Origin of the sequence: Streptomyces glomeratus (genome assembly GCF_021462825.1) — a bacterium.
GTDB classification, from domain to species: Bacteria; Actinomycetota; Actinomycetes; order Streptomycetales; family Streptomycetaceae; genus Streptomyces; species Streptomyces glomeratus.
Window position 1 is genome coordinate 270,158 of the sequence record NZ_JAKEEB010000003.1, and the last position, 19,411, is coordinate 289,568.

Annotated in this window: 15 protein-coding genes; 7 read left to right on the forward strand and 8 right to left on the reverse strand. The window is 72.1% G+C overall.

What is annotated here, in order from left to right:
- Window positions 1-156: 156 nt before the first annotated feature.
- The 3 genes from LZ604_RS05030 to LZ604_RS05040 form a co-directional block, all read right to left on the reverse strand.
- Window positions 157-2,190, reverse strand: coding sequence for an ABC transporter ATP-binding protein (locus tag LZ604_RS05030; RefSeq protein WP_234512909.1), 2,034 nt, complete (start codon window positions 2,188-2,190; stop codon window positions 157-159).
- Window positions 2,191-2,445: 255 nt separating this feature from the next.
- Window positions 2,446-4,083 (reverse strand): alkaline phosphatase D family protein, encoded by a 1,638-nt coding sequence (locus LZ604_RS05035; RefSeq protein ID WP_234512910.1) that lies wholly within the window; start codon window positions 4,081-4,083, stop codon window positions 2,446-2,448.
- Between the two features lie 162 nt (window positions 4,084-4,245).
- Window positions 4,246-4,890, reverse strand: a complete 645-nt coding sequence (locus tag LZ604_RS05040) for an HNH endonuclease family protein (RefSeq protein WP_234512911.1) — start codon at window positions 4,888-4,890, stop codon at window positions 4,246-4,248.
- Window positions 4,891-5,284: 394 nt separating this feature from the next.
- On the opposite strand from LZ604_RS05040, the gene LZ604_RS05045 reads away from it, so the two are divergent.
- Both LZ604_RS05045 and LZ604_RS05050 read left to right on the forward strand, forming a co-directional pair.
- Window positions 5,285-5,866 carry a TMEM165/GDT1 family protein gene (locus tag LZ604_RS05045; protein WP_234512912.1) on the forward strand — a complete coding sequence of 194 codons (582 nt, stop codon included), beginning with the start codon at window positions 5,285-5,287 and terminating at the stop codon, window positions 5,864-5,866.
- A 224-nt stretch (window positions 5,867-6,090) separates the two neighbouring features.
- A complete protein-coding gene (locus LZ604_RS05050) occupies window positions 6,091-6,756 on the forward strand; it encodes an HAD-IA family hydrolase (protein ID WP_234512913.1) in 666 nt (221 codons plus the stop codon).
- Between the two features lie 548 nt (window positions 6,757-7,304).
- On the opposite strand, the gene LZ604_RS05055 is transcribed toward LZ604_RS05050, so the two are convergent.
- A complete protein-coding gene (locus tag LZ604_RS05055; RefSeq protein WP_234512914.1) occupies window positions 7,305-8,387 on the reverse strand; it encodes a peptidoglycan-binding domain-containing protein in 1,083 nt (360 codons plus the stop codon).
- A gap of 188 nt (window positions 8,388-8,575) precedes the next feature.
- Between LZ604_RS05055 and LZ604_RS05060 the strand changes: the two genes are divergently transcribed.
- Entirely contained in the window at window positions 8,576-10,798 is a 2,223-nt protein-coding gene (locus tag LZ604_RS05060; RefSeq protein ID WP_234512915.1) for an MFS transporter, read from the forward strand.
- A 136-nt stretch (window positions 10,799-10,934) separates the two neighbouring features.
- On the opposite strand, the gene LZ604_RS05065 is transcribed toward LZ604_RS05060, so the two are convergent.
- Entirely contained in the window at window positions 10,935-11,453 is a 519-nt protein-coding gene (locus LZ604_RS05065) for a GNAT family N-acetyltransferase (protein WP_234512917.1), read from the reverse strand.
- Between the two features lie 178 nt (window positions 11,454-11,631).
- On the opposite strand from LZ604_RS05065, the gene LZ604_RS05070 reads away from it, so the two are divergent.
- Both LZ604_RS05070 and LZ604_RS05075 read left to right on the forward strand, forming a co-directional pair.
- A complete protein-coding gene (locus LZ604_RS05070; RefSeq protein ID WP_234512919.1) occupies window positions 11,632-12,309 on the forward strand; it encodes a hypothetical protein in 678 nt (225 codons plus the stop codon).
- Window positions 12,310-12,314: 5 nt separating this feature from the next.
- Entirely contained in the window at window positions 12,315-13,004 is a 690-nt protein-coding gene (locus LZ604_RS05075; RefSeq protein ID WP_234512921.1) for a hypothetical protein, read from the forward strand.
- Between the two features lie 39 nt (window positions 13,005-13,043).
- Here the strand turns inward: LZ604_RS05075 and LZ604_RS05080 are convergent, their stop codons facing one another.
- The gene (locus LZ604_RS05080) at window positions 13,044-13,472 is read right to left on the reverse strand and encodes a DnaJ family domain-containing protein (RefSeq protein WP_234512923.1); all 429 of its coding nucleotides are present in this window, start codon (window positions 13,470-13,472) and stop codon (window positions 13,044-13,046) included.
- Between the two features lie 118 nt (window positions 13,473-13,590).
- Here LZ604_RS05080 and LZ604_RS05085 point away from each other — a divergent pair, with 118 nt between their 5' ends.
- Window positions 13,591-13,995 carry an FHA domain-containing protein gene (locus tag LZ604_RS05085; protein WP_234512926.1) on the forward strand — a complete coding sequence of 135 codons (405 nt, stop codon included), beginning with the start codon at window positions 13,591-13,593 and terminating at the stop codon, window positions 13,993-13,995.
- Between the two features lie 21 nt (window positions 13,996-14,016).
- Here the strand turns inward: LZ604_RS05085 and LZ604_RS05090 are convergent, their stop codons facing one another.
- Entirely contained in the window at window positions 14,017-14,691 is a 675-nt protein-coding gene (locus tag LZ604_RS05090) for an O-methyltransferase (RefSeq protein ID WP_234512927.1), read from the reverse strand.
- 176 nt (window positions 14,692-14,867) lie between these two features.
- Window positions 14,868-16,205: a glycine betaine/L-proline transporter ProP gene (gene proP, locus LZ604_RS05095; RefSeq protein WP_234512928.1), complete on the reverse strand. Its 1,338-nt coding sequence runs from the start codon at window positions 16,203-16,205 to the stop codon at window positions 14,868-14,870.
- 401 nt (window positions 16,206-16,606) lie between these two features.
- Here proP and LZ604_RS05100 point away from each other — a divergent pair, with 401 nt between their 5' ends.
- Window positions 16,607-18,724, forward strand: coding sequence for a bifunctional glycosyltransferase 87/phosphatase PAP2 family protein (locus LZ604_RS05100; RefSeq protein ID WP_234512929.1), 2,118 nt, complete (start codon window positions 16,607-16,609; stop codon window positions 18,722-18,724).
- Window positions 18,725-19,411 lie beyond the last annotated feature (687 nt).

The following is a 19,411-nucleotide window of genomic DNA, read 5'->3' on the forward strand; positions in this document are numbered from 1 at the left end:
TTGGGTGGCGGACCTTCCGGCATCCTCGTGATGCCGCACCTTCCAGGTCTCGCGTTCTCTTCAAATTGTAGCCCATGTGGCGCATTACGCCTTTGATTTTTCGGCTTCTTCGGTTGTGCGGCCTGCTGATGCCAGGATCATGGTGTGTGTACGGGGTCACGGGGCGTCTTCGTGGACGGCAGGGGACGGGTGACGTGCCGGTGGGAGCTGTACGGCGGGTGCCGTGAGCCCGAATTGCGCGGCCTGGGCGGTGAACATGCCCTGGTAAAGGCCGTCCGGGCGGGCCATGAGCTGGTCGTGTGTGCCCTCTTCGGCAACACGCCCTTGATCGAGGACGTAGATACGGTCGGCGTTGGCGGTGGCAGCCAGCCGGTGGGTGACGAGCACGACCGCATGCCCTTCCTGGGCGAGGGACCAGAGCCCTTCGAACGCGGCGATCTCCGCATGCGGGTCCAGTGCCGAGGTCGGCTCGTCGACGAGCAGGAACGGCGCACCCCGGTACAGGCTGCGCGCGGTGCCCAGTTTCTGCCACTGCCCGCCCGAGAGCTGGACTCCGCGTTCGTAGCCCTTGAATACGATCGAGTCCCAGCCGTGCGGCAGGCTCTCGACGAGCGTGAGCATGTTCACGGCCTGGGCGGCGTCCTCGACGCGGTCCATGTCCCGTGGGCGGTCGCCGGCGCCGATCGCGATGTTCGCGGCGGCGGTCATCTCCCAGCGGGGGAAGTCCTGCGCGAGCAGCCCCACCGTGGAGAAGACCTGGGCGCGGTCGGCCTCACGGATGCCGACCCGTTCACCTTTCTCGTTCTGCCACCACACGTTTCCCTCGCTGGGGACCAGCAGCCCCGCGAGCACCTTGGTCAAGGTGGTCTTCCCCGATCCGTTCGCGCCGACCAGAGCCGTCACCTCGCCGCGGCGGACCGACAGGCTCACCCCTTTCAGCGATGGGGATGTGGCCCCGGGGTAGGTGAACGACACGTTCTCCACGCGCACCCGGTCCACACAGGAGGGCAGTGGGGTTCCGGCGGACGGGATGGCGTGCTCGGTGGCCAGTTCGATGGCGGCCTCGGTGTCGGTGAGGAACAGCAGCTCCTCGTAGAGGCGGTTGACCTGCTGGATGAGGGAGGTCAGGCGGGCGGTGGAGGTGCGGATGGCGATGACCGCGGTCCCGCCGACGGCGAGCGGCAGCATGCCGCTGACCAGCAGCCACCACAGGACCACGTAACAGGCCAGTGACGCCAGGCCGGCCAATGCGCCGGCGACCAGGTCGGTGAACGCCTGGGCACGGGCCAGCCGCCGCTGCTCCGTCTCCGTCTGCCGGGACATCTCCGCGTAGCTGGACAGCAGCTTCTCGCCGGCCGCGTGCACGCGGATCTCTCCGGCCGCGTGCGGGCGGGTCAGGTAGGCCAGCAGGGAGGCGATCGCCCGGCGGTGATCGACCCAGTGCAGCCGGGAGACGTAGTCGCGGCGGGCGCAGCGGACCGCTCCCCACCCCTTGGGCAGGGCGATTGCCAGCAGCATCGGCAGCAGGGTCCAGTGCAGCGACGCCAGGACGACCGCAGCCGCCGCCATGCCGATCAGCACGTTGGCCACGCCCACCGACAGCCTGAGCATGCTGCGGGCGGAGTCGGTGCCGAACTTGCCTGCCTCCAGGACCCGCTGGATCTCCGGACGCTCGGTCGCCTCCACCTCCACCCGGGTGACGGCCGCGTAGTACCGCGCGGAGACCGCCCGCTCCACCTGTGGCTCCAGCCGGCCCGACATGGCCGTCGACCACGCCGACAGCAGCGCGGCACCCACCGCGGTGACGGCCAGCACCGAGAGCGACGGCAGGGCGTCGCGGAGCTTGTCGGAGGTCGGGCCGTTGGCGAACAGCCGGGTGAGGACGCTGTTGACCGCGACCAGCCCCCACGCGGCCGTGACCCCCTGCCCGAGCTGGGACGCGACGACCCCGGCCAGTGCCCGCGGGTCCGTCGTCCAGCCGGTTCGCAGCACCATGCCCACCATGCGCGGGAGCGCCGCCGCCATGTATCCGAACGACAGCCGGGTCAGTGGTCCCTCGTGGCGCACGAAGGACTGGTCGTAGCGGAGCCGGCCGCCGTACAGCTCGCGCTCCGCGTTGGAGATTCCGTCCGTATCCGCGGTCTTCCGCTCGCCCTTGAGCGCATCGCGGACCACTCCAGTCGATGTCAACGGCGTTCCTCCCTCTTCGATGGTCGTGGCCGTGCCGCACCTGGATGGCCCGGCGGTGCACGGCCTAACGACCTGCCACGGGATTCGAACGCACTCGATTCCGGACGCGCTGGGGGCCTTGGAAAGCAAGGGGTCGAACGCGTGGCCGCCGCGCTGGGGCCGCTGTCGGGCGGCGGGGGTTGGCCGAATCGCCGACATCTGAAACGCCTGGGGCGAATGAGGTCTGCCTGGCCGACCGGCGCCGGCGTGGTTGCCTCACGGGGAGGTCAGGGAGTACTCCTTCACGGTTGCGAGCCGTGTCCCTCCCGTTCCGGCCGGGCGTGCCCGGGCCACTCGCAGCGATGCGGAACGGCCGCGCAGCGTCAGTGTCATGAGCTGGTTGCCGAACCAGGGGCCGCCCGTCCGGCGCCAGCCGAACCGGGTGGGCGCACCGCGGCCGTGCCGCAGGAGAAGGCGGCCCAGGGCGCGCCCCGGGGCGCTCCAGCCGAAGCGGAAGCCGATCCGCAGGGTGAGCGGTACGGAGTTGTGCAGGGGTGAGCACGTCAGCTGGAGGACCCGGGCGTCGGGACCGCCCTCCGGCCACGCGGGCTCCGCGACATACCCGTGGTGGACATCACCGGACAGCACATACACCCCGGCCGGTGCCCCCGGTCCCGTACCCACCTCGGCGACGAGGTCCGCAAGGGCCGCGAACGACTCCGGGAACGCCGACCAGTGCTCCAAGTCCGCCGCCTGCCGCAGGCGTTCGCCGAAGCGGGCCCAGCGGGCGCCGCGCACGCCGCGGCACAGCAGGGCGTCCCATGTCTCGGCGTCGTGCACGAGGTGGGGGAGCAGCCAGGGCAGCGAGGTGCCGATCAGGAGGTGGTCGCAGACGCCCCGGGCGCCGCGCACCTGCTCCTTGAGCCATTCCGCCTCCGCCGGGTCCAGCATCGCCCGGCCGTCCTCGTCCAGGACGCGCGCAGCCCGGGAGTCGAGCATCACGACCCGTACGCGGCCGAAGTCGCGGCGATGGCTCCAGCGGACGGTGGAGGGATGGGCGTCCGCCTGGGCGGCGTACGCGCGCAGGACGTCCGTGCCGTCCGGGGTCTCGCGTACGGCGGCGTACAGCGGGTCCGCGGCCAGTTCCGCAGGGGACAGATTGCCGAGATGCTGGTGCACCCAGTACGCCATCAGGCCGCCGAGCAGCCGCTCGCGCCACCACGCGGTCGCCCGCATGCCGGCGAGCCAGGCGGCGCTGGTGTTCCAGTCGTCGACGAGGTCATGGTCGTCGAAGATCATCAGGCTGGGCACGGTGGACAGCAGCCAGCGGATCCCCGGGGCGAGCCAGGACTCGTGGTAGAGCCAGGTGTACTCCTCGTAGTCCGCGACCTGGGGGCCGGGGGGATCGGCCAGGCCGCGACGCGCGGCGATGCGGCTGCGGATCGCGGCGGACGTCTCGTCCGCGTACACCTGGTCGCCCAACAGCAGGAGAACATCGGGGCGTTCGGCGTCAGGGGCGGCGGCCAGACCGGCCGCCAGTGTGTCCAGTGCGTCCGGGCCGACCCGATCCTTCCCGTCGGCGGGCGAGGCGGCCCAGCGGCAGGAGCCGAAGGTGACGCGGACCGTCTCCGGGCCGGGTGTGCGGATGACGGAGGGCGGGAACGGCGAGTCGGGCGGCGGCCATACGGGGGCACCGTCCAGCAGTACCTCGTACGCATCCGCCGTGCCCGGGGCGAGCCCGGTCACCGGCACGATCGCGTAGTGGTGTCCGGCCACCTGGAAGGTGCGGGCGGTGCCGTGGGCGCCCGAGGCGCAGCGCACCTCGGCGGTGCACGGGCGGCTCGCCTCGACCCAGACGGTCGCGGACGAGCCGTCCGCGTATCTCAGCAGTGGTCCCAGGCGCAGTCCCGCCACGGCGATCTCCTCCTCCGTCGCCCCGTACGGTACGGAACGACGGAGGTCCGCGGGAGAGGCTGGAAATCAGCGGCTCGCCGGGGCCCGGTGCCGGCGGTTCGCGAGGACCGGGTCCGGCGGTTCACGAGGACCCGGCTCGGGTGGTTCGCGAACGCCCGGGGATCAGCAGCCGGCGAGGTAGTTCTGGAGCGCGCTCTTCTCGGCCGAGTCGACCGAGAGGTTGTAGTAGTACTTCACCTGCACCCAGGCGCGGACGTACGTGCAGCGGTACGCCGTCCGGGACGGCATCCAGGTGGCCGGGTCCTGGTCGCCCTTGGCCTGGTTGACGTTGTCGGTGACGGCGAGCAGCTGGGGACGGGTGATGTCGTTGGCGAAGGCCTGGCGCTGAGCCGTAGTCCACTTGCTCGCGCCGGAGTCCCAGGCCTCGGCGAGCGGGACCAGGTGGTCGATGTCCAGGTCGGAGGCGGCGGTCCAGGTGGCGCCGTCGTACGGGGAGTACCAGCTGCCGCTGGTCGCGGCGCAGGAGGAGTCGGTGACCACGTTCGTACCGTCGCGCTTGAGGATGTACTCGCGGGTGTTGCAGGTGCCGCTGATGGTGATCCAGGTCGGGAACAGAGAGCGCTGGTAGCCGGTGCGGTTCTCCGTCGCCACGGTGAGCTGGGCGAGGTAGCTGCGGGCGGTGGCGCCGCTGACCGGCGTGGGAAGTGCGGCGGAGGCGGTCGGACCGTTGAACAGCCCGACCGAGGCTATGAGTCCGGTAAGGGCCGCGAGTATGCTGACGCGTCGACGCGCGTAGACCTTGGACATGCGAACTCCCTTGTGGGGTGGGGATGTTGGGCCGCGAGCGTGGGAATGCTCGCGAGTGGGTGTTGCCGGGAGATGTTTGTTCGGTTAGACGTTAGTGACAGGTACATGACACATCAAGGAATGTGACGTCCCTTACGGTCCCGTGGCCCCGCCCGGTGGTCCCGTACCATGGAAGGCGCAGAAGGGGAGTAGCTCTTCGCCGGACCGTCGACACACTGCTCAGCACGCCTGAGCCGGCGCCCGGAGGCGGATCCTCACAGGATCGGCCAGCGAGACCTTCGGCAAGCAGTGCACGCCCGTGCCCTACGGCACGGGTGATCCGTGTGCTGCCGTGCCGAGGTGTCGCCGTGCTCACAGCACTCTCGGTGGGGCAGCCCCGACCGATTGAGGAACCTTGATCAGCATCACCGTCCTGGCGCTCGTCTTCGGCGTCGTCTTCCTGGCCGAGCTGCCGGACAAGACGGCCCTCGCCGGACTCGTCCTCGGCACCCGTTACCGCGCCTCGTACGTCTTCTCCGGTGTCGCCGCCGCCTTCCTGCTGCACGTCGTGCTCGCCGTCGCGGCGGGCAGCCTGCTGACCCTCCTGCCGCAGCAGATCGTGCACGGCATCACCGGTGTCCTCTTCCTCGGGGGTGCGGCCGTGCTGCTGCTGAAGAAGGACGACGGCGACGAGGAGATCCGCCGGCCCGAGAATCAGAGCTTCTGGAAGGTCTCCACGGCGGGCTTCATGCTCATCCTCGTCGCCGAGTTCGGCGACCTCACCCAGATCATGACGGCGAACCTCGCGGCGCGTTACGACGACCCGCTGTCGGTGGGCCTCGGTGCGGTTCTGGCCCTGTGGGCGGTAGCCGGGCTCGGCGTCGTCGGTGGCAGGGCACTGATGAGGCGGGTGCCGCTGAAGCTGATCACGAAGATCGCGGCGCTGCTCATGCTCGGGCTCGGGGTGTGGAGTCTGTTCGAGGCCGTGGCGGCGTGACGGACCTCGCGGGGGCGGTGTCCGGACGGTGAACGGCTGATGGCGGTGCGCCGAAGGCTCCGAAAGGCCGGTGGCGTGACACCGTGTTCTTTTGTACCGTGGAGGAACAAAGTGGCTCCCGCCCGCTTCCCCTGACCGGCGGGCGGGGCCGCCTTGTCCCATGGGGCATTCCCCGGTCCCGTCCCAGGGGCGTACCCCGGCCCCTTTCCCGCGAGCTTGGAGCCATGCCGATGACGGCCACCACCGTTCTCACCGCCCGCGCCCTGCTGCTGGACATGGACGGCACTCTCGTCAATTCCGATGCCGTGGTGGAGCGCTGCTGGCGGCGGTGGGCGGACCGGCACGGGCTGGACGGGGACGAGGTGATGAAGGTCGTGCACGGCCGTCAGGGCCACGCCTCGATGGCCGTACTGCTGCCCGACCGCCCCATGGAGCAGAACCACGCCGACAACGCCCGCATGCTCGCCGAGGAGACCGCCGACATGGACGGCGTGGTCGAGATCCCCGGCGCCGCCACACTCCTCGCCTCCCTCACCGGGCTTCCGCACGCCCTGGTGACGTCGGCGGACGTGGCGCTGTCCACCGCGCGCATGGCCGCCGCGGGGCTGAGGCTGCCCGATCTGCGGATCACCGCCGAGAGCGTGGGCGCGAGCAAGCCGGACCCCGAGGGGTTCCTCAAGGCTGCCGCCGAACTGGGCGTCGACCCCGCCGAATGCGTGGTCTTCGAGGACTCCGGCGCGGGCATCGCCGCGGGGCGCGCCGCCGGGATGCGGGTGGTCGGCGTCGGCCCCCGGGCCGGGGTGCACCGTCCCGACGTCCTGGTCCGGGACCTCACACAGGTCCACGCGGAGGCCGCGCCCGACGGTGCGGTCCGGCTGCACATCGACTGACTTCGGCGGCACATCGACCGACTTCGGCGGCGCATCGGCGGGTCCGGGTCGCGTATCGGCGGGTCCTGGCTGCGCGGTGGTGGGTGCTGGTTCGCTTATGGGTTGGGCCTGGCTGCGCGGTGGGCGGGTCCGGGGCGCGCATCGGCGGGTCCTGGATGCACGTCGGCGGGTCCAGGGCGCGTATGGGTGGGTCCTGGCTGCGCGGTGGGCGGGTCCGGGGCGCGTATGGGTGGGTCCTGGCTGCGCGGTGGGCGGGTCGGGGGCGCGCATCCGCGGATTGTGGTGGCGCGTTGGCGGGTCGGGGGCGCGCATCGGCGGATTGTGGTGGCGCGTTGGCGGGTCGGGGGCGCGCATCGGCGGATTGTGGTGGCGCGTTGGCGGCCCGATCCCGCATTGGCGGATTCCGGCCGCGCGTAGGCGGGCCCGATCCCGCATTGGCGGATTCCGGCCGCGCGTAGGCGGGCCCGCTCGCGCATCGGCGGATTGCGGTCGCGCATCGGCGGGCCCGATCCCGCATCGACCGGCCGGAGTCCGGTCGGCGGTCGCCGTCAGGGCTCGCTCGTCTCCGACTCCAGCTGTGCCCGCGTCGCCGGCCCGTACACCCCCGGGTCGTCCTCGGTGACGCCGCGGGCGAGCTGGTAGGTGCGGACCGAGTTCTCCACCTGGCCGTCGTACACGCCGTCGGCGGGGCCGACGTAGAGGTTCAGTTCCCGCAGTCGCAGTTGCAGCTCCTCCACCTCGGGGCCCTCGTCGCCACGGCGCAGGACCTGGGCCCGGCTCCGTCGGCTGCCGCTGTCCGGGCTCGGCGACGCGGAGGGGGTCGCCTGTGCGGTCGTCGTCCGGCTCGGGGTGGGGGAGACGGACGGGCTCGCCGACGCGCTCGACGGCGCCGCGGAGGACGAGGGGCTGGTGCTCGGAGGTGGAGTCGTATCCGTCGCGGGTGCCGGGGCGGACGTGGTGGACGCCGGTGCCGAGGTCCCACCCGGCGACGAGCCGTCCGGGACGCTCGCACGGACGGCGTCGGGCAGTGCGGTGTCCCTCTGCGGCGGGTGGTAGGAGAACAGTCCGCCGGCGAACCCGGCCGCCGCCGCGACGGCCACCACCGCACCCCCGGCGGCCGGCAGGACGGCGCGCCGCCGACGCCGGGGCGGCTCGCCCTCGGGGGGTTCGGAGTCGAGCGGCGCGTCGGGTGCGGCGCCGGGCGCCGGGCCCCGTACGACGCCGAGCTGCACGGTTTCGTCCGCCCCGCCGGTCGCGCCCGGCACGGCATCGAGCCGCAGGGTCGCATCCGCCCCGCCGGGTGCGGCGGGCGCGGTCCCCCCTGCCTCGGTCGCCGTGGCCCGATCGGGTGCTTCCGGCGCGGTGCCGGAGCCCCCGTCCCGCGCCGGTGCGGCCGGGCGGCGCAACGTCCCGTCCGGCGTGCTCGCTCCCGTGTCCTCCCGCGCCGCGGACTCCAGTTCCACGTATGGCCGAATCCGCAGCGGATCGAAGTCCTCCGCCGCTGCCGCCTCCGCCGTTCGCGCGTCCCTGAGCGCGTCGGAGGCCCGCTGGTTGCATGCGCACGACGGCGTACCGTTCGGCCGCCGCGGAGCCGCGCACTCCGGGCAGGCCCGTCCGTTCGTTCCGCTCACGCGTGGGTCCCCCTCCCCGACGAGTTCCAGAGATTATGCAGATCTTCCTTACAGAATCTCCGAGGAGGCCCCGGAATCCCTCCTTCCCATCCGGGCTAAACGGCCCATAACCGGTCACACTGACCACGATGGGAGTGCACGATGGACGAGAGCCCCAGAGGTCGACGACCGTCCACAGGAGGCCATTGATGACCAGCGACGCACAGGGCAGGACGGGAGAGGCTGCGGAGGTGACGGACACAACGGACACGACGGGCGCGGCGGACCCCTCGAACCCGACGGGCGCGGCGGGCCCCACGAACCCGACGGGCGCGACCGAGGCGGAGACGCCCGGCAGCACCCCCGGCGGTTCCGACGGGCCCGGCGGCCCCTTCGGCGGGCGGGGCACCGCGCTCGCCGACGAGAGTGTGCACGGCAGCGTCATGGTCTCCATCGGCGCGCTGCTGCTCGGCATGCTGCTGGCCGCCCTCGACCAGACGATCGTGTCGACCGCGCTGCCCACCATCGTCAGCGACCTCGGCGGCCTGGAGCATCTGTCGTGGGTGGTCACGGCCTATCTGCTCGCCTCGACGGCGGCGACACCGCTGTGGGGCAAGCTCGGCGACCAGTACGGCCGCAAGAAACTGTTCCAGACGGCGATCGTCATCTTCCTCGTCGGCTCGGCGCTGTGCGGCGTGGCACAGAACATGTCCGAGCTGATCGCCTTCCGCGCCGTCCAGGGGCTGGGCGGCGGCGGGCTCATGGTGCTGTCGATGGCGATCGTCGGCGATATCGTCCCGCCCCGGGATCGGGGCCGCTACCAGGGGCACTTCGGCGCCGTCTTCGGCGCGACGAGCGTGCTCGGGCCGCTGCTCGGCGGACTGTTCACCCAGCACCTGAGCTGGCGCTGGGTGTTCTACGTCAACCTGCCCCTGGGAATCGTCGCCCTCGGCGTCATCGCGGCCGTCCTGCGCATCCCGAGGAAGTCGAACCGGCATGTCATCGACTACCCCGGCACCTTCCTCATCGCCTCCGTCGCCACCTGTCTGGTCCTGATCGCCTCGCTCGGCGGCACCACCTGGCCCTGGGGCTCACCGCAGATCGCCGCCCTGGCGGCCCTCGGCGCCGTACTGCTCGTCGCCTTCGTGCTCGCCGAACGCCGGGCCACCGATCCCGTCCTGCCGCTGAAGCTGTTCCGCGTCCGCACCTTCTCGCTCTCCGCCGTCATCAGCTTCATCGTCGGCTTCGCGATGTTCGGCGGGATGACGTACCTGCCGACCTTCCTCCAGGTCGTCCACGGGATCAGCCCCACTGTGTCCGGGGTGCACATGCTGCCGATGGTGGCCGGGATGCTGCTGACGTCCACCGCCTCCGGCCAGATCGTCAGCCACACCGGCCGCTGGAAGGTCTTCCCGATCGCGGGCACCGGGGTCACCACGATCGGCCTGCTCCTGCTGCACCGGCTCGACGAGCACAGCGGCACTGCGCAGATGAGCGTCTACTTCTTCGTCTTCGGCCTGGGCCTGGGCCTGGTCATGCAGGTCCTGGTACTGATCGTGCAGAACGCCGTCAGCTACCAGGACCTCGGCGTCGCCACCTCCGGTGCCACCTTCTTCCGCTCCATCGGCGCCTCCTTCGGGGTGGCCGTCTTCGGTGCGATCTTCGCGGGCCGCCTCGGCGGCGAGCTGACGGCCGCGCTCGCCGGGCGCTCCCTCCCGGCCGGCGTCACCCCCGGCACCCTGAAGGCCGACCCGCGCGGCATCACGGCGCTCCCGCCCGCCGTGCGGCCCGCCGTGATGCACGCGTTCTCCGTCTCCATCACCAACGTCTTCCTGTACGCCGCCCCGGTCGCCTTCCTCGGCTTCGTCCTGGCGTGGTTCCTGCGCGAGGACCGGCTGCGCGGCTCGGTGACGGCGCCGGACGTGACGGAGACGCTGGCGAGCAATCCGGTGGAGCGTTCGTCGCACGACGAGGTGTGCCGGGCGCTGTCCGTCATCGGTTCGCGGGAGGGGCGGCGCGAGATCTACGAGAAGATCACCCGCCGGGCGGGCTACGACCTGCTGCCCGGTGCGAGCTGGCTGCTGCTGCGGATCAACAAGTACGGCTGGGCCGAGCCCGCGATCCTCGCCGAGCGCAGCACGGTCCCGCTGAACGTCATTCTCACGGCCGCCCGCCAGGTGGAGGAGCAGGGCCTAGCGGTGCGCGAAGGGCTCGACCTGATCCTCACCGAGCGGGGCCGGGAGGTGGCCGAGCGCCTGTGCGAGGCCCGTGAGGAGTCCCTGGCGGAGCTTCTCGGCGACTGGTGGGGACCGGACCGCCCGACCGACCTGCGCCAACTGGTCCAGGAACTGAACGCCGAGCTGTGCGGCTGCGACGCGGAACGCCCGTACGACCGGACGGGCACGAGGAGGACACCGGGACGGCCCCTCTAGCACGGCAGCCTCGACGGAACGGCAGCCTCGGACGGCACTATCGGGCCCGACCGGCACTATCGGGCCCGACCGGCACTATCGGGCCCGACCGGCGCCTTCGGGCCCCAAGCGGCACCCCGGGCCTCGACCGGCATCGCTAGGTCCCGGGCTCGGGCTCCGGGGCAGGGGCCAGCGGCTTGCAGAACCAGTGATCCGCGTACGGCTCGTCGTTGTGCGGCTCCGTCTCGGCGTATCCCAGCCGGGCGTACAGGGCACGGGCCTCCACCAGGTCGTGGCGCGTGTCGAGGACCATCCGCCGTGCGCCGAGCGCCCGGGCGTGCTCCTCCGCCGCGGTGACGAGCAGCCGGGCCCCGCCCCTGCCGCGCAGTTCCCCGCGCAGGAAGACCCGCTTGAGCTCGGCCGTGGCCGGGTCCGTCAGCCGTACGCCCGCGGTCCCCGCAGGTTCGCCCGCGTACCGCGCCACCAGCAGCACTCCGCCGGGCGGTGCCAGATAGGTGCCGGTGTCGGCGGCGATCTCGCGCTCCAGTTCGTCCGGGTCGGTCGAGCGCCCCTCGTGGAGCCGGTACCAGCGGTCGCTGACCTCCGTGTAGTACGCGCGCCACAACGCGGCCGCGGCAGGCGAGTCATGGGCCTCGGGGGCGACGGTCCAGGTCATGCCGGACATTGTGCGGACCGCCGGGGAGGCGCCCGCAACCGAATATGCGGCTCGGGCGGGTGCCCCGGTCGCTTCGCCGTGGGGGCGGCCTCCGGTCGCGTGTGGCTCGTTTGGCGGCGGTCCTCCGGGCAACCCGGGCTGAAGACGGCCCGCCGGGCCGAGAAACCGGAAGGCATCCATGTCCACAGGCCTGATCATCGCTTTGATCGTGATCGTGATCGTGGCGGCCGTCGTCGCGGGTGCGGCCGCCGTCTCCCCGCGTGCCCGCGGTGCAATGGGCGGGCGGGCGCTGAAGCGCCGCTTCGGCCCCGAGTACGAGCGGACCGTGAGCCGGCACGACGGTGACGCCAAGGCCGCCGAGCGAGAACTCGCCGCGCGCCTGGAGAAGTACGGTTCGCTGCGGGAGCAGCCGCTGGAGCCGGCCGAGCGCGAGCGGTACGCAGCGCGCTGGACGGCCGCCCAGGAACGTTTCGTCGACTCCCCGAGGGACGCGGTGGCCGAGGCGGACCGGCTGCTCGCCGAGGTGGCGGGCACGCTGGGCTTCCCCGACGGCGGGCGCTACGAGGAGCAGTTGGACGCGCTGTCGGTGCACCACGCCGACCATGTCCAGGGCTACCGGCGACTGCACCGGGCCGCCCGGACACCGGCCACCGGCGCCGCCGACGGCCGCACGGGCACGGAGGAGATGCGGGCGGCGCTGCTGGAGGCCCGTGCGCTCTTCGAGGACCTCGTCGAACCCGCGCGCCGACAACCGGCCGGAGCAGCTGCGGGCACGCCCCGGCACGCCGCCGGCCGCACCGAGGGACAGTCCCGTCTTCCGTGGGGCTTCCACAGGCAGCATGCGAAGGGGAGTTGAGGGTGATGACTGATCGGACAGCGGGCGGGGGCGACGAGCGCCGGGCGGAAGGCGAGATGCCGCCCGAGGGCGCCGAGCGACGGGACACCGCCGACGTGCGGTCCGAAGGGGTCGCGCGCCGCGAGGACGTACGGCCGGAAGGGACCGATCCGCTGGAGGCCGCGGATGTGCGGCCCGCGGGACTCGGCTACCGCGAGGAGGCCGACATGCGATCCGAGCAGGCGTATCGGGAAGCGGCCGGCCTGCGCCCCGAAGGGACCGGATACCGGGAGGGTACCGGTGCGGGCGGCGCAGGGACCGGATACCGGGAGGGCGCCGGTGCGGGCGGCGCAGGGGCCGGGTACCGGGAGGGTGCCGGTGCGGGCGGCGCAGGGACCGGGTACCGGGAGGCCGCGGAGTCGCGGGCGGAACAGGCCCGGCTGCTGCCGCGCGAGGAGTGCGACAGGTTCGCGCAGCGCCTTCAGCACGCCATCGGTGAGTTCGTCGACGAGCCGCGGGACGCCGTCGAGGAGGCGGACCGTGTGGCACAGGAGGTCGTCGCACGGCTCTCGGAGGCCGTGGCCTCGCGTCGGCGGACCCTCAAGGCGTCGTGGCAGGACGCCGGCGACGACGCCCACGCGGGCGCCGACACCGAACAGCTGCGGCTCGCTCTGCGCGACTACCGCGTGACCGTCGAGCGGCTGCTGAATCTCTGAGCCGCCGGCCGCAGGCCGAGGAATGCCGAGGGACGCCGTTCAGCCCGTGGAAGCGCCGGGACGCCCGCCCGCCCGGCGCTCGCGCCACTGCCGTACGACCTCCTCCACGTCGTACGGCTTGAGGCCCAGCGGCGGGCCCGGTGGCGGCTTGAACATCATGTCGCGGATCTTGACGTTGAGGTCCTCGATCAGGCGTCGTACCACCCGCTCGGACGGTGCCGCCGCGGCCGCGATCAGGGTGTCCTCGGCCTCTTTGCGCAGGGCCAGCGTGGGCGGCAGGACCGTCAGGCCCTCGCGCGCCATCTTCCGCTTGATCCACCAGAGTTCGTCGTAGACCGTCTCGGAGACCGAGGCCGAGGGCCGGCCCGCTCCGGGGAGGTGAGCGAACTCCCCGCGCTCCTGGGCGTCACGGATCTGTTTGTCGACAAAAGACTCGAAGCTGACGCCGGGTGGCTTGCGCTCGGTCATGGGTCCATTGTGCCGGACGTCACCCGACGCGGCGATCGGGCGAATTATCATTCCGCGCGGAACATCAACCGTGCTCGCCCGCAGGACACTTGAACCGCCGCACTCAGGAGGAGCGCACGTGCTCGAACTCACCATGGCCTCGGTCTCCGCGGCGGACGCCGGGGCGACGGCCGGCATGATGATGGCCGACGCGCCCAGCGACCCGGGATCCGTGCTGCGGGTGGGCCGGGACAAGTCCGTGTGCCGCTTGGCGACCCCGGACGACTGGCTGTTCGTCTCGCGCGTCCACCTCGAGTTCCTGTGCGGTCCGGAGCGCGACTGGCAGGTGAGCTGGCTGCGCGGCTCCCTGGCCGAGCCGTCCTCCGAGGTGGTGCTGGCCCTGGCGGGACAGCCGGCCCAGACCCTGCCCTACGGCGGTACGGTCAGGCTTCCGCGCGGCGCGTCGGGCGAGCTGGTCATCCGGGACCGCGCCGCCCCGCGCAGCGTGAACGTGGGTTTCTACCACGAGGCGCACGCGGGCTAGACAGGACCCGGGCCGCCCTCGTCAGTCCACCACGCGCGCCAGCGCGAACCCGTCGTGTCCCTTGCTGCCCACCGTCTGGACCGCCGTCCCGGCCAGTTTGGGGTGGTTGGCGATCAGTTCGAGCGCGGCCCGGGTGCCCCGCACACTCGGGTCGTCGCTGTCCGCATCGGTGACCCGGCCGCCCCGCACTACGTTGTCCACGACGATCAGGCTCCCGGGGCGCGTCAGTTTGACGGCCCACTCGACGTAGTGCACGTTGTTGGCCTTGTCCGCGTCGATGAAGACCAGGTCGAACGGGTCCTGGCGCTCCTCGGCCAGCTTCGGCAGCGACTCCAGCGCGGGGCCGACCCGGACCTCGGTGATCTTGTCGAGGCCCGCCCTGGACAGGTTGCGGCGGGCGACCTCCGCGTGCTTGGCGTCGTACTCCAGCGTGATCAGCCGGCCGTCCGCGGGCAGTGCGCGGCCCAGCCAGATCGTGCTGTAGCCGCCGAGTGTGCCGATCTCCAGGATGCGGCGCGCACCCTGGATCCGGGCGAAGAGCTGGAGCAGCTTGCCCTGGTTCGGCGCGACGTTGATGGGCGGGAGCCCGGCCGCCTCGCTGTCCCGCAGGGTCTCGGTGAGCACCTCGTCGGCGGGGGCGAGGAGGCTGGTGAAGTACGCGTCGACGTCGTCCCAGAGCTTTTGCGCTGTGCTCATGCACCGTCCCTTTCCTGATCTAGTTAGGATCTCTAACTAGCCACCCTAAGGAAGATAGCCGGGGCGGGATGGGCTGTCAGCGGATTCACGGCGACCGGACGAGAAGTCAGCCGATCGAGGGAGGGGCGGGGACGCCGGGGCCGCGGTCGCGCTCCGGCGTCCCTCCGGGGCCCGGGTCAGTGGTCCGCGCGCTCCACCGAGGGCGCCGAACCCGGCAGCGGACGGCCCGCCGACTCCGCCATGAACCACACCGAGGCACCGCCGATCACGGCCGCCGCCATCATGTAGTACGCGGGCATCATCATGTTCCCGGTCGCGCCGATCAGCGCCGTCACCACCAGCGGGGTCGTGCCGCCGAACAGGGACACGGAGACGTTGAAGCCGATCGAGAGCGAGCCGTAGCGGACCCGGGTCGGGAAGAGGGCGGGGAGCGCGGCGGGCATCGCCGCCGTGAAGCAGACCAGCAGCAGACCCAGCGCGCCCATGCCGAGCGCGACCGCGAGGAGGCTGCCCTGCCGGATCAGCAGCACCGCCGGGATCGACAGGGCCAGGAAGCCCGCACAGCCCGCGGCGATCACCGGACGGCGGCCGACACGGTCCGTCAGCGCGCCCGCGAACGGCTGCACCACCATCATCAGCGCCATGACGCCGAGCACGACCAGCAGCCCGTGGGTCTCGTCGTACTTCAGCTCGCTGGTCAGGTAGCTCGGCATGTACGACAGCAGCATGTAGTCGGTGACGTTGAAGACGAGCACCAGGCCCATGCACAGCAGCAGCGCCTTCCACTGGCCCGTGATCATCTCGCGCAGCGGCACCTTGGGGCGGTCCGCCTCCGCCTTAGCCATCTCCGCCGCGAACGCCGGGGTCTCCTCCAGGCGCATCCGCAGATACAGGCCGACGATGCCCATCGGGCCCGCGATCAGGAACGGGATGCGCCAGCCCCAGGCCACCAGGTCGTCGGCGGACAGCAGCGCCGTCATCAGGGTGACCAGGCCCGCGCCGCCGATGTAACCGGCGAGCGTGCCGAACTCCAGCCAGCTGCCGAGGAAGCCGCGCTTCCTGTCCGGCGCGTACTCCGCGATGAACGTGGAGGCGCCGGCGTACTCACCGCCGGTCGAGAAGCCCTGGACCAGGCGGGCCGCCAGCAGCAGGACCGGCGCGCCGACGCCGATCACCGCGTACGACGGGATCAGGCCGATGGCGAACGTGCCCACCGCCATCATGATCATGGTGAGGGCGAGCACCTTCTGCCGCCCGATCCGGTCGCCGAGCGGGCCGAAGACCATGCCGCCCAGCGGGCGGACCAGGAAGGCGGCGGCGAAGGCGCCGAAGGTCGACAGCAGCTGTGCGGTGGGGTTGCCGGACGGGAAGAAGACCTTGCCCAGCGTCACGGCGATGTAGCTGTAGACGCCGAAGTCGAACCACTCCATCGCGTTGCCGAGCGCGGCTGCCTTGACGGCGCGCCTGACCAGCGCGGGGTCGGTGACGGTCGGCCCGGGGCGGGCCGGGGGCACGGATGCGACGGATGCGGTGGGTGGTGCGACGGTCGGCAAGATTCCGCTCGCCTGCCTTTCGACGGGGACAAGGACGGGGCCCGCCGACGCGCGGCGGACCGGTGGCCTGCCGCGGGGGCAGGTGGAAAAGCGACCATAGGGGCACTTGTCTGCTTTACGTAAGGTGACGGCTTGGCCCCATCGCGTAGCCAAATGCGGTATATCCAGGGGCTACGGCGCGCTCCTGAGCGGCGCTCGGCCGCCGTCCATGTGATCCATCTCGCGCATCGAGGAGGGAACCAGAGTCGTCCGCTCGCTCTCGGCGGGCGGACACATGCCGGGCGGACCTCGGGTGACGGGGGGTCGCCTGCGTCATCCACCTGGGACGTACGGGACGAATGGGGCGGGAGGGTCGACGGGGCGTGGCGAACGCGGAGCACAGCGGGCAGGTGGCCGGTGCCTTCGGGGCGGGAAACCCTCAGGAGGCGAAGGCGCGCCTGAGGGCGGCCCGCGTGGGCCTCTGGCTGATCGCCGCCGTCCTCGCGGTGCGGCAGGTCGCCGTTGCCGCGGGCACTCCCCGGGGCGGGCGGCTGACGGACCCGGAGACCTGGGTCGGGCCGAACGGTGTGCTGCACGTGACGGGGTCGCTGTACGACTCGACGCGGTTCGCCGGTACGCCGTTCGCCGGACTCGTCCTGAAATCCCTCACCCGGTCGGCCCGGCAGGCCCTCGGCTGGAGCTGGGCCTTCGGCACGCTGCTCCTGGTCGTCGCGCTCGGCCTGATCGCCGCCCGCGCCCTGCCCCAGCCGGTGACCCGGCGCAGCTCGCTGCTCGCCGCGCCCGTCGCGATCAGTCTGCTGATGGTGTCGCTGCCGGTGCGCAACACCCTCTCGCTCGGCCAGACCGGCATCATCCCGGTCCTGCTGGTCCTGCTCGGCTGTTTCGTGGTGCGCGGGGAGCGGACCGGGGGCCTGCTGATCGGCCTCGGTGCCGCGCTCCAGCCGACCGTTCTGGTGTTCGCGCCCCTGCTCTGGTGCACCGGCCGCCGTCGCGCCGCCGCCTCCACCGTCGGCACCTTCGCCGTGTGCACCCTGCTCGCCTGGGCCGCGATGCCACACGACTCGTACACCTACTGGGTGCACCACCTGGCGGGCACCGGTCTGGGCGGCAAGGCCGACGACCACACCAACCAGTCCCTGCACGGCGCCCTGCTCAGGCTGGGCCTGTCCGGGCCGCTGGAGATCGGCCTGTTCTTCGTCCTGGGCGCCGCCGTCGCGGCCCTCGGGCTGCGCCGCGCCATCCGGTACGCGCGGGACGGGCAGCTGCTGCTGGCCGTCGCGGTCACCGGGTGCGTCGCGGTCGCCGTCTCGCCCACCAGCTGGCAGCACCAGCTGCTGTGGGTGCTGCTCGCGGTCGTCGGCCGGGTCGGTACCAGGGCCTCGGACCGGTATGTCTGGCCGGTCGCCGTCGTCCTGGTGATGGCGCTGCCCGCGAAGATGATGCTGCCGAACGTGACGGTGGTCGAACCGCTCCGCGACAACCTGGTGCTGCTGGCCGCCCTCGCCGCCGCCGTCTTCGTACCGTTCCTCTTCCGCACCTCGCCCTACTACCGGGCCCCCGTTCCCACGCGGTACGCGCCGCCCGTTCCCGCCCGGCTGCGGCACGTCCCGCTCCTGCCGTCCCTGCGCCGGGTCCTCACCCGCCCCAATCTGCTGCTGGAACTGCTCCTGATCCGGGTCACCTACGCCGCCTACTCCCGGGTGCGGCTCGCGGCGACCGGCGACGACGGCACGGCGGGCCGGGCCACCGCCGAGCACCACGGCGACCAGATCCTCGGACTCGAACGGTTCCTCCATCTCGACATCGAGCACGGGGTCAATCACGCCGTCGTCCAGATCGGCTGGCTGCGGGGCTTCTTCGACTTCTATTACGAGTCCTTCCACTTCGTGATCCCGCTGACCGTGCTCGCCGCCCTCTACTGGCGCCGCCCGGTGGACTACCGGTGGGGGCGCTCGGTGCTCGGCTTCACCACCCTGGTCGCGCTGGCCGGTTTCTGGCTCTATCCGCTGGCCCCGCCGCGCCTGATGCCGCACCTCGGCATCGTCGACACCGTGCACGGAGTCCAGGACTTCTCCAAGCCGGACTACGGCGCGCTGACAGCGGTCACCAACCAGTACGCGGCCATGCCCTCGCTGCACTTCGGCTGGTCGCTGTGGTGCGGGCTCACCGTCGCGGTCCTCGCCCCCAAGCGGTGGACGAAGGCCCTCGGCCTGCTGCACCCCCTGTTCACGGTCTCCGCGATCGTGGCGACCGGCAACCACTGGGTGCTGGACGCGGTCGGCGGCGCGGCGGTGGTCGTTACGGGCTTCGGGCTCACCCATCTCCTCTCGGGGCCGCGGGCGGTGACCAGGCCGCACGGCGGGGCTCGTCTCCCAGGGGCCCGTGTCGTCGACGACGGCACAGGTGAGAACGCCGCTTCCGGGAAGGGTGCGGTCGCGCCGGACGCAGGCGAGTGGTCCAAACCGGCCATCGGAGGCTGAAGTTGGCTGTGAAACCAGTGAACATCGGGTAAAGTCGCGTCACGTTCTCGCGCCAGGTTTCCTGACCGGAAATGCGCGACGCGGGCGTGCCGACGGCTCTCGTGGCGCGCACCCGCGCTCGGTACAGCAGGGGGGACGGTGTGCGGCATGCCCGGACACCGACTGTTCATCCACGGGGGAAAGATGGGGCGGCGTGGCATGCGCGGACGGGCGGCGACTGAGGCCGTGGCACCGCCCGCAGGGGTGACGGCCGGGAGCGGCGGACCACTGGCCGCCGTCCGAGGCCGGGACCGGGCTGTCCGAGCGGACGGGGATCTCAAGGGCGGTCTGTACGCCACCGACTGACGCCCCTCACCTCCCCCTCTACCGCCGACGCTCCGCGTCCACGTCGTGTCGCGCCGTGCCCCGAATCACACGAGCACCGCGCGTGGTCCCGGCGTACTCGACTTCTCACTCGAGGACTACAGATGAAACTGCGTGGCAGATTCGTGCTGCCGCCTGTCGCGGTGACGGCCTTGGGCGCCGCCGCACTGAACGGCCGGACGGCAACGGCTCATCCCCCGGTGCCTGTCAAGCCGGCCCTCGTTCCCAGGGCCGCCTTCCCCCTCGACCGGGCCGCGGGTCCCGGCGGGTGAGCGGCGGCCCGGGGCAGGAGCTCGCGGCCGGGCCGGCCGGTGGTGTCCGGCT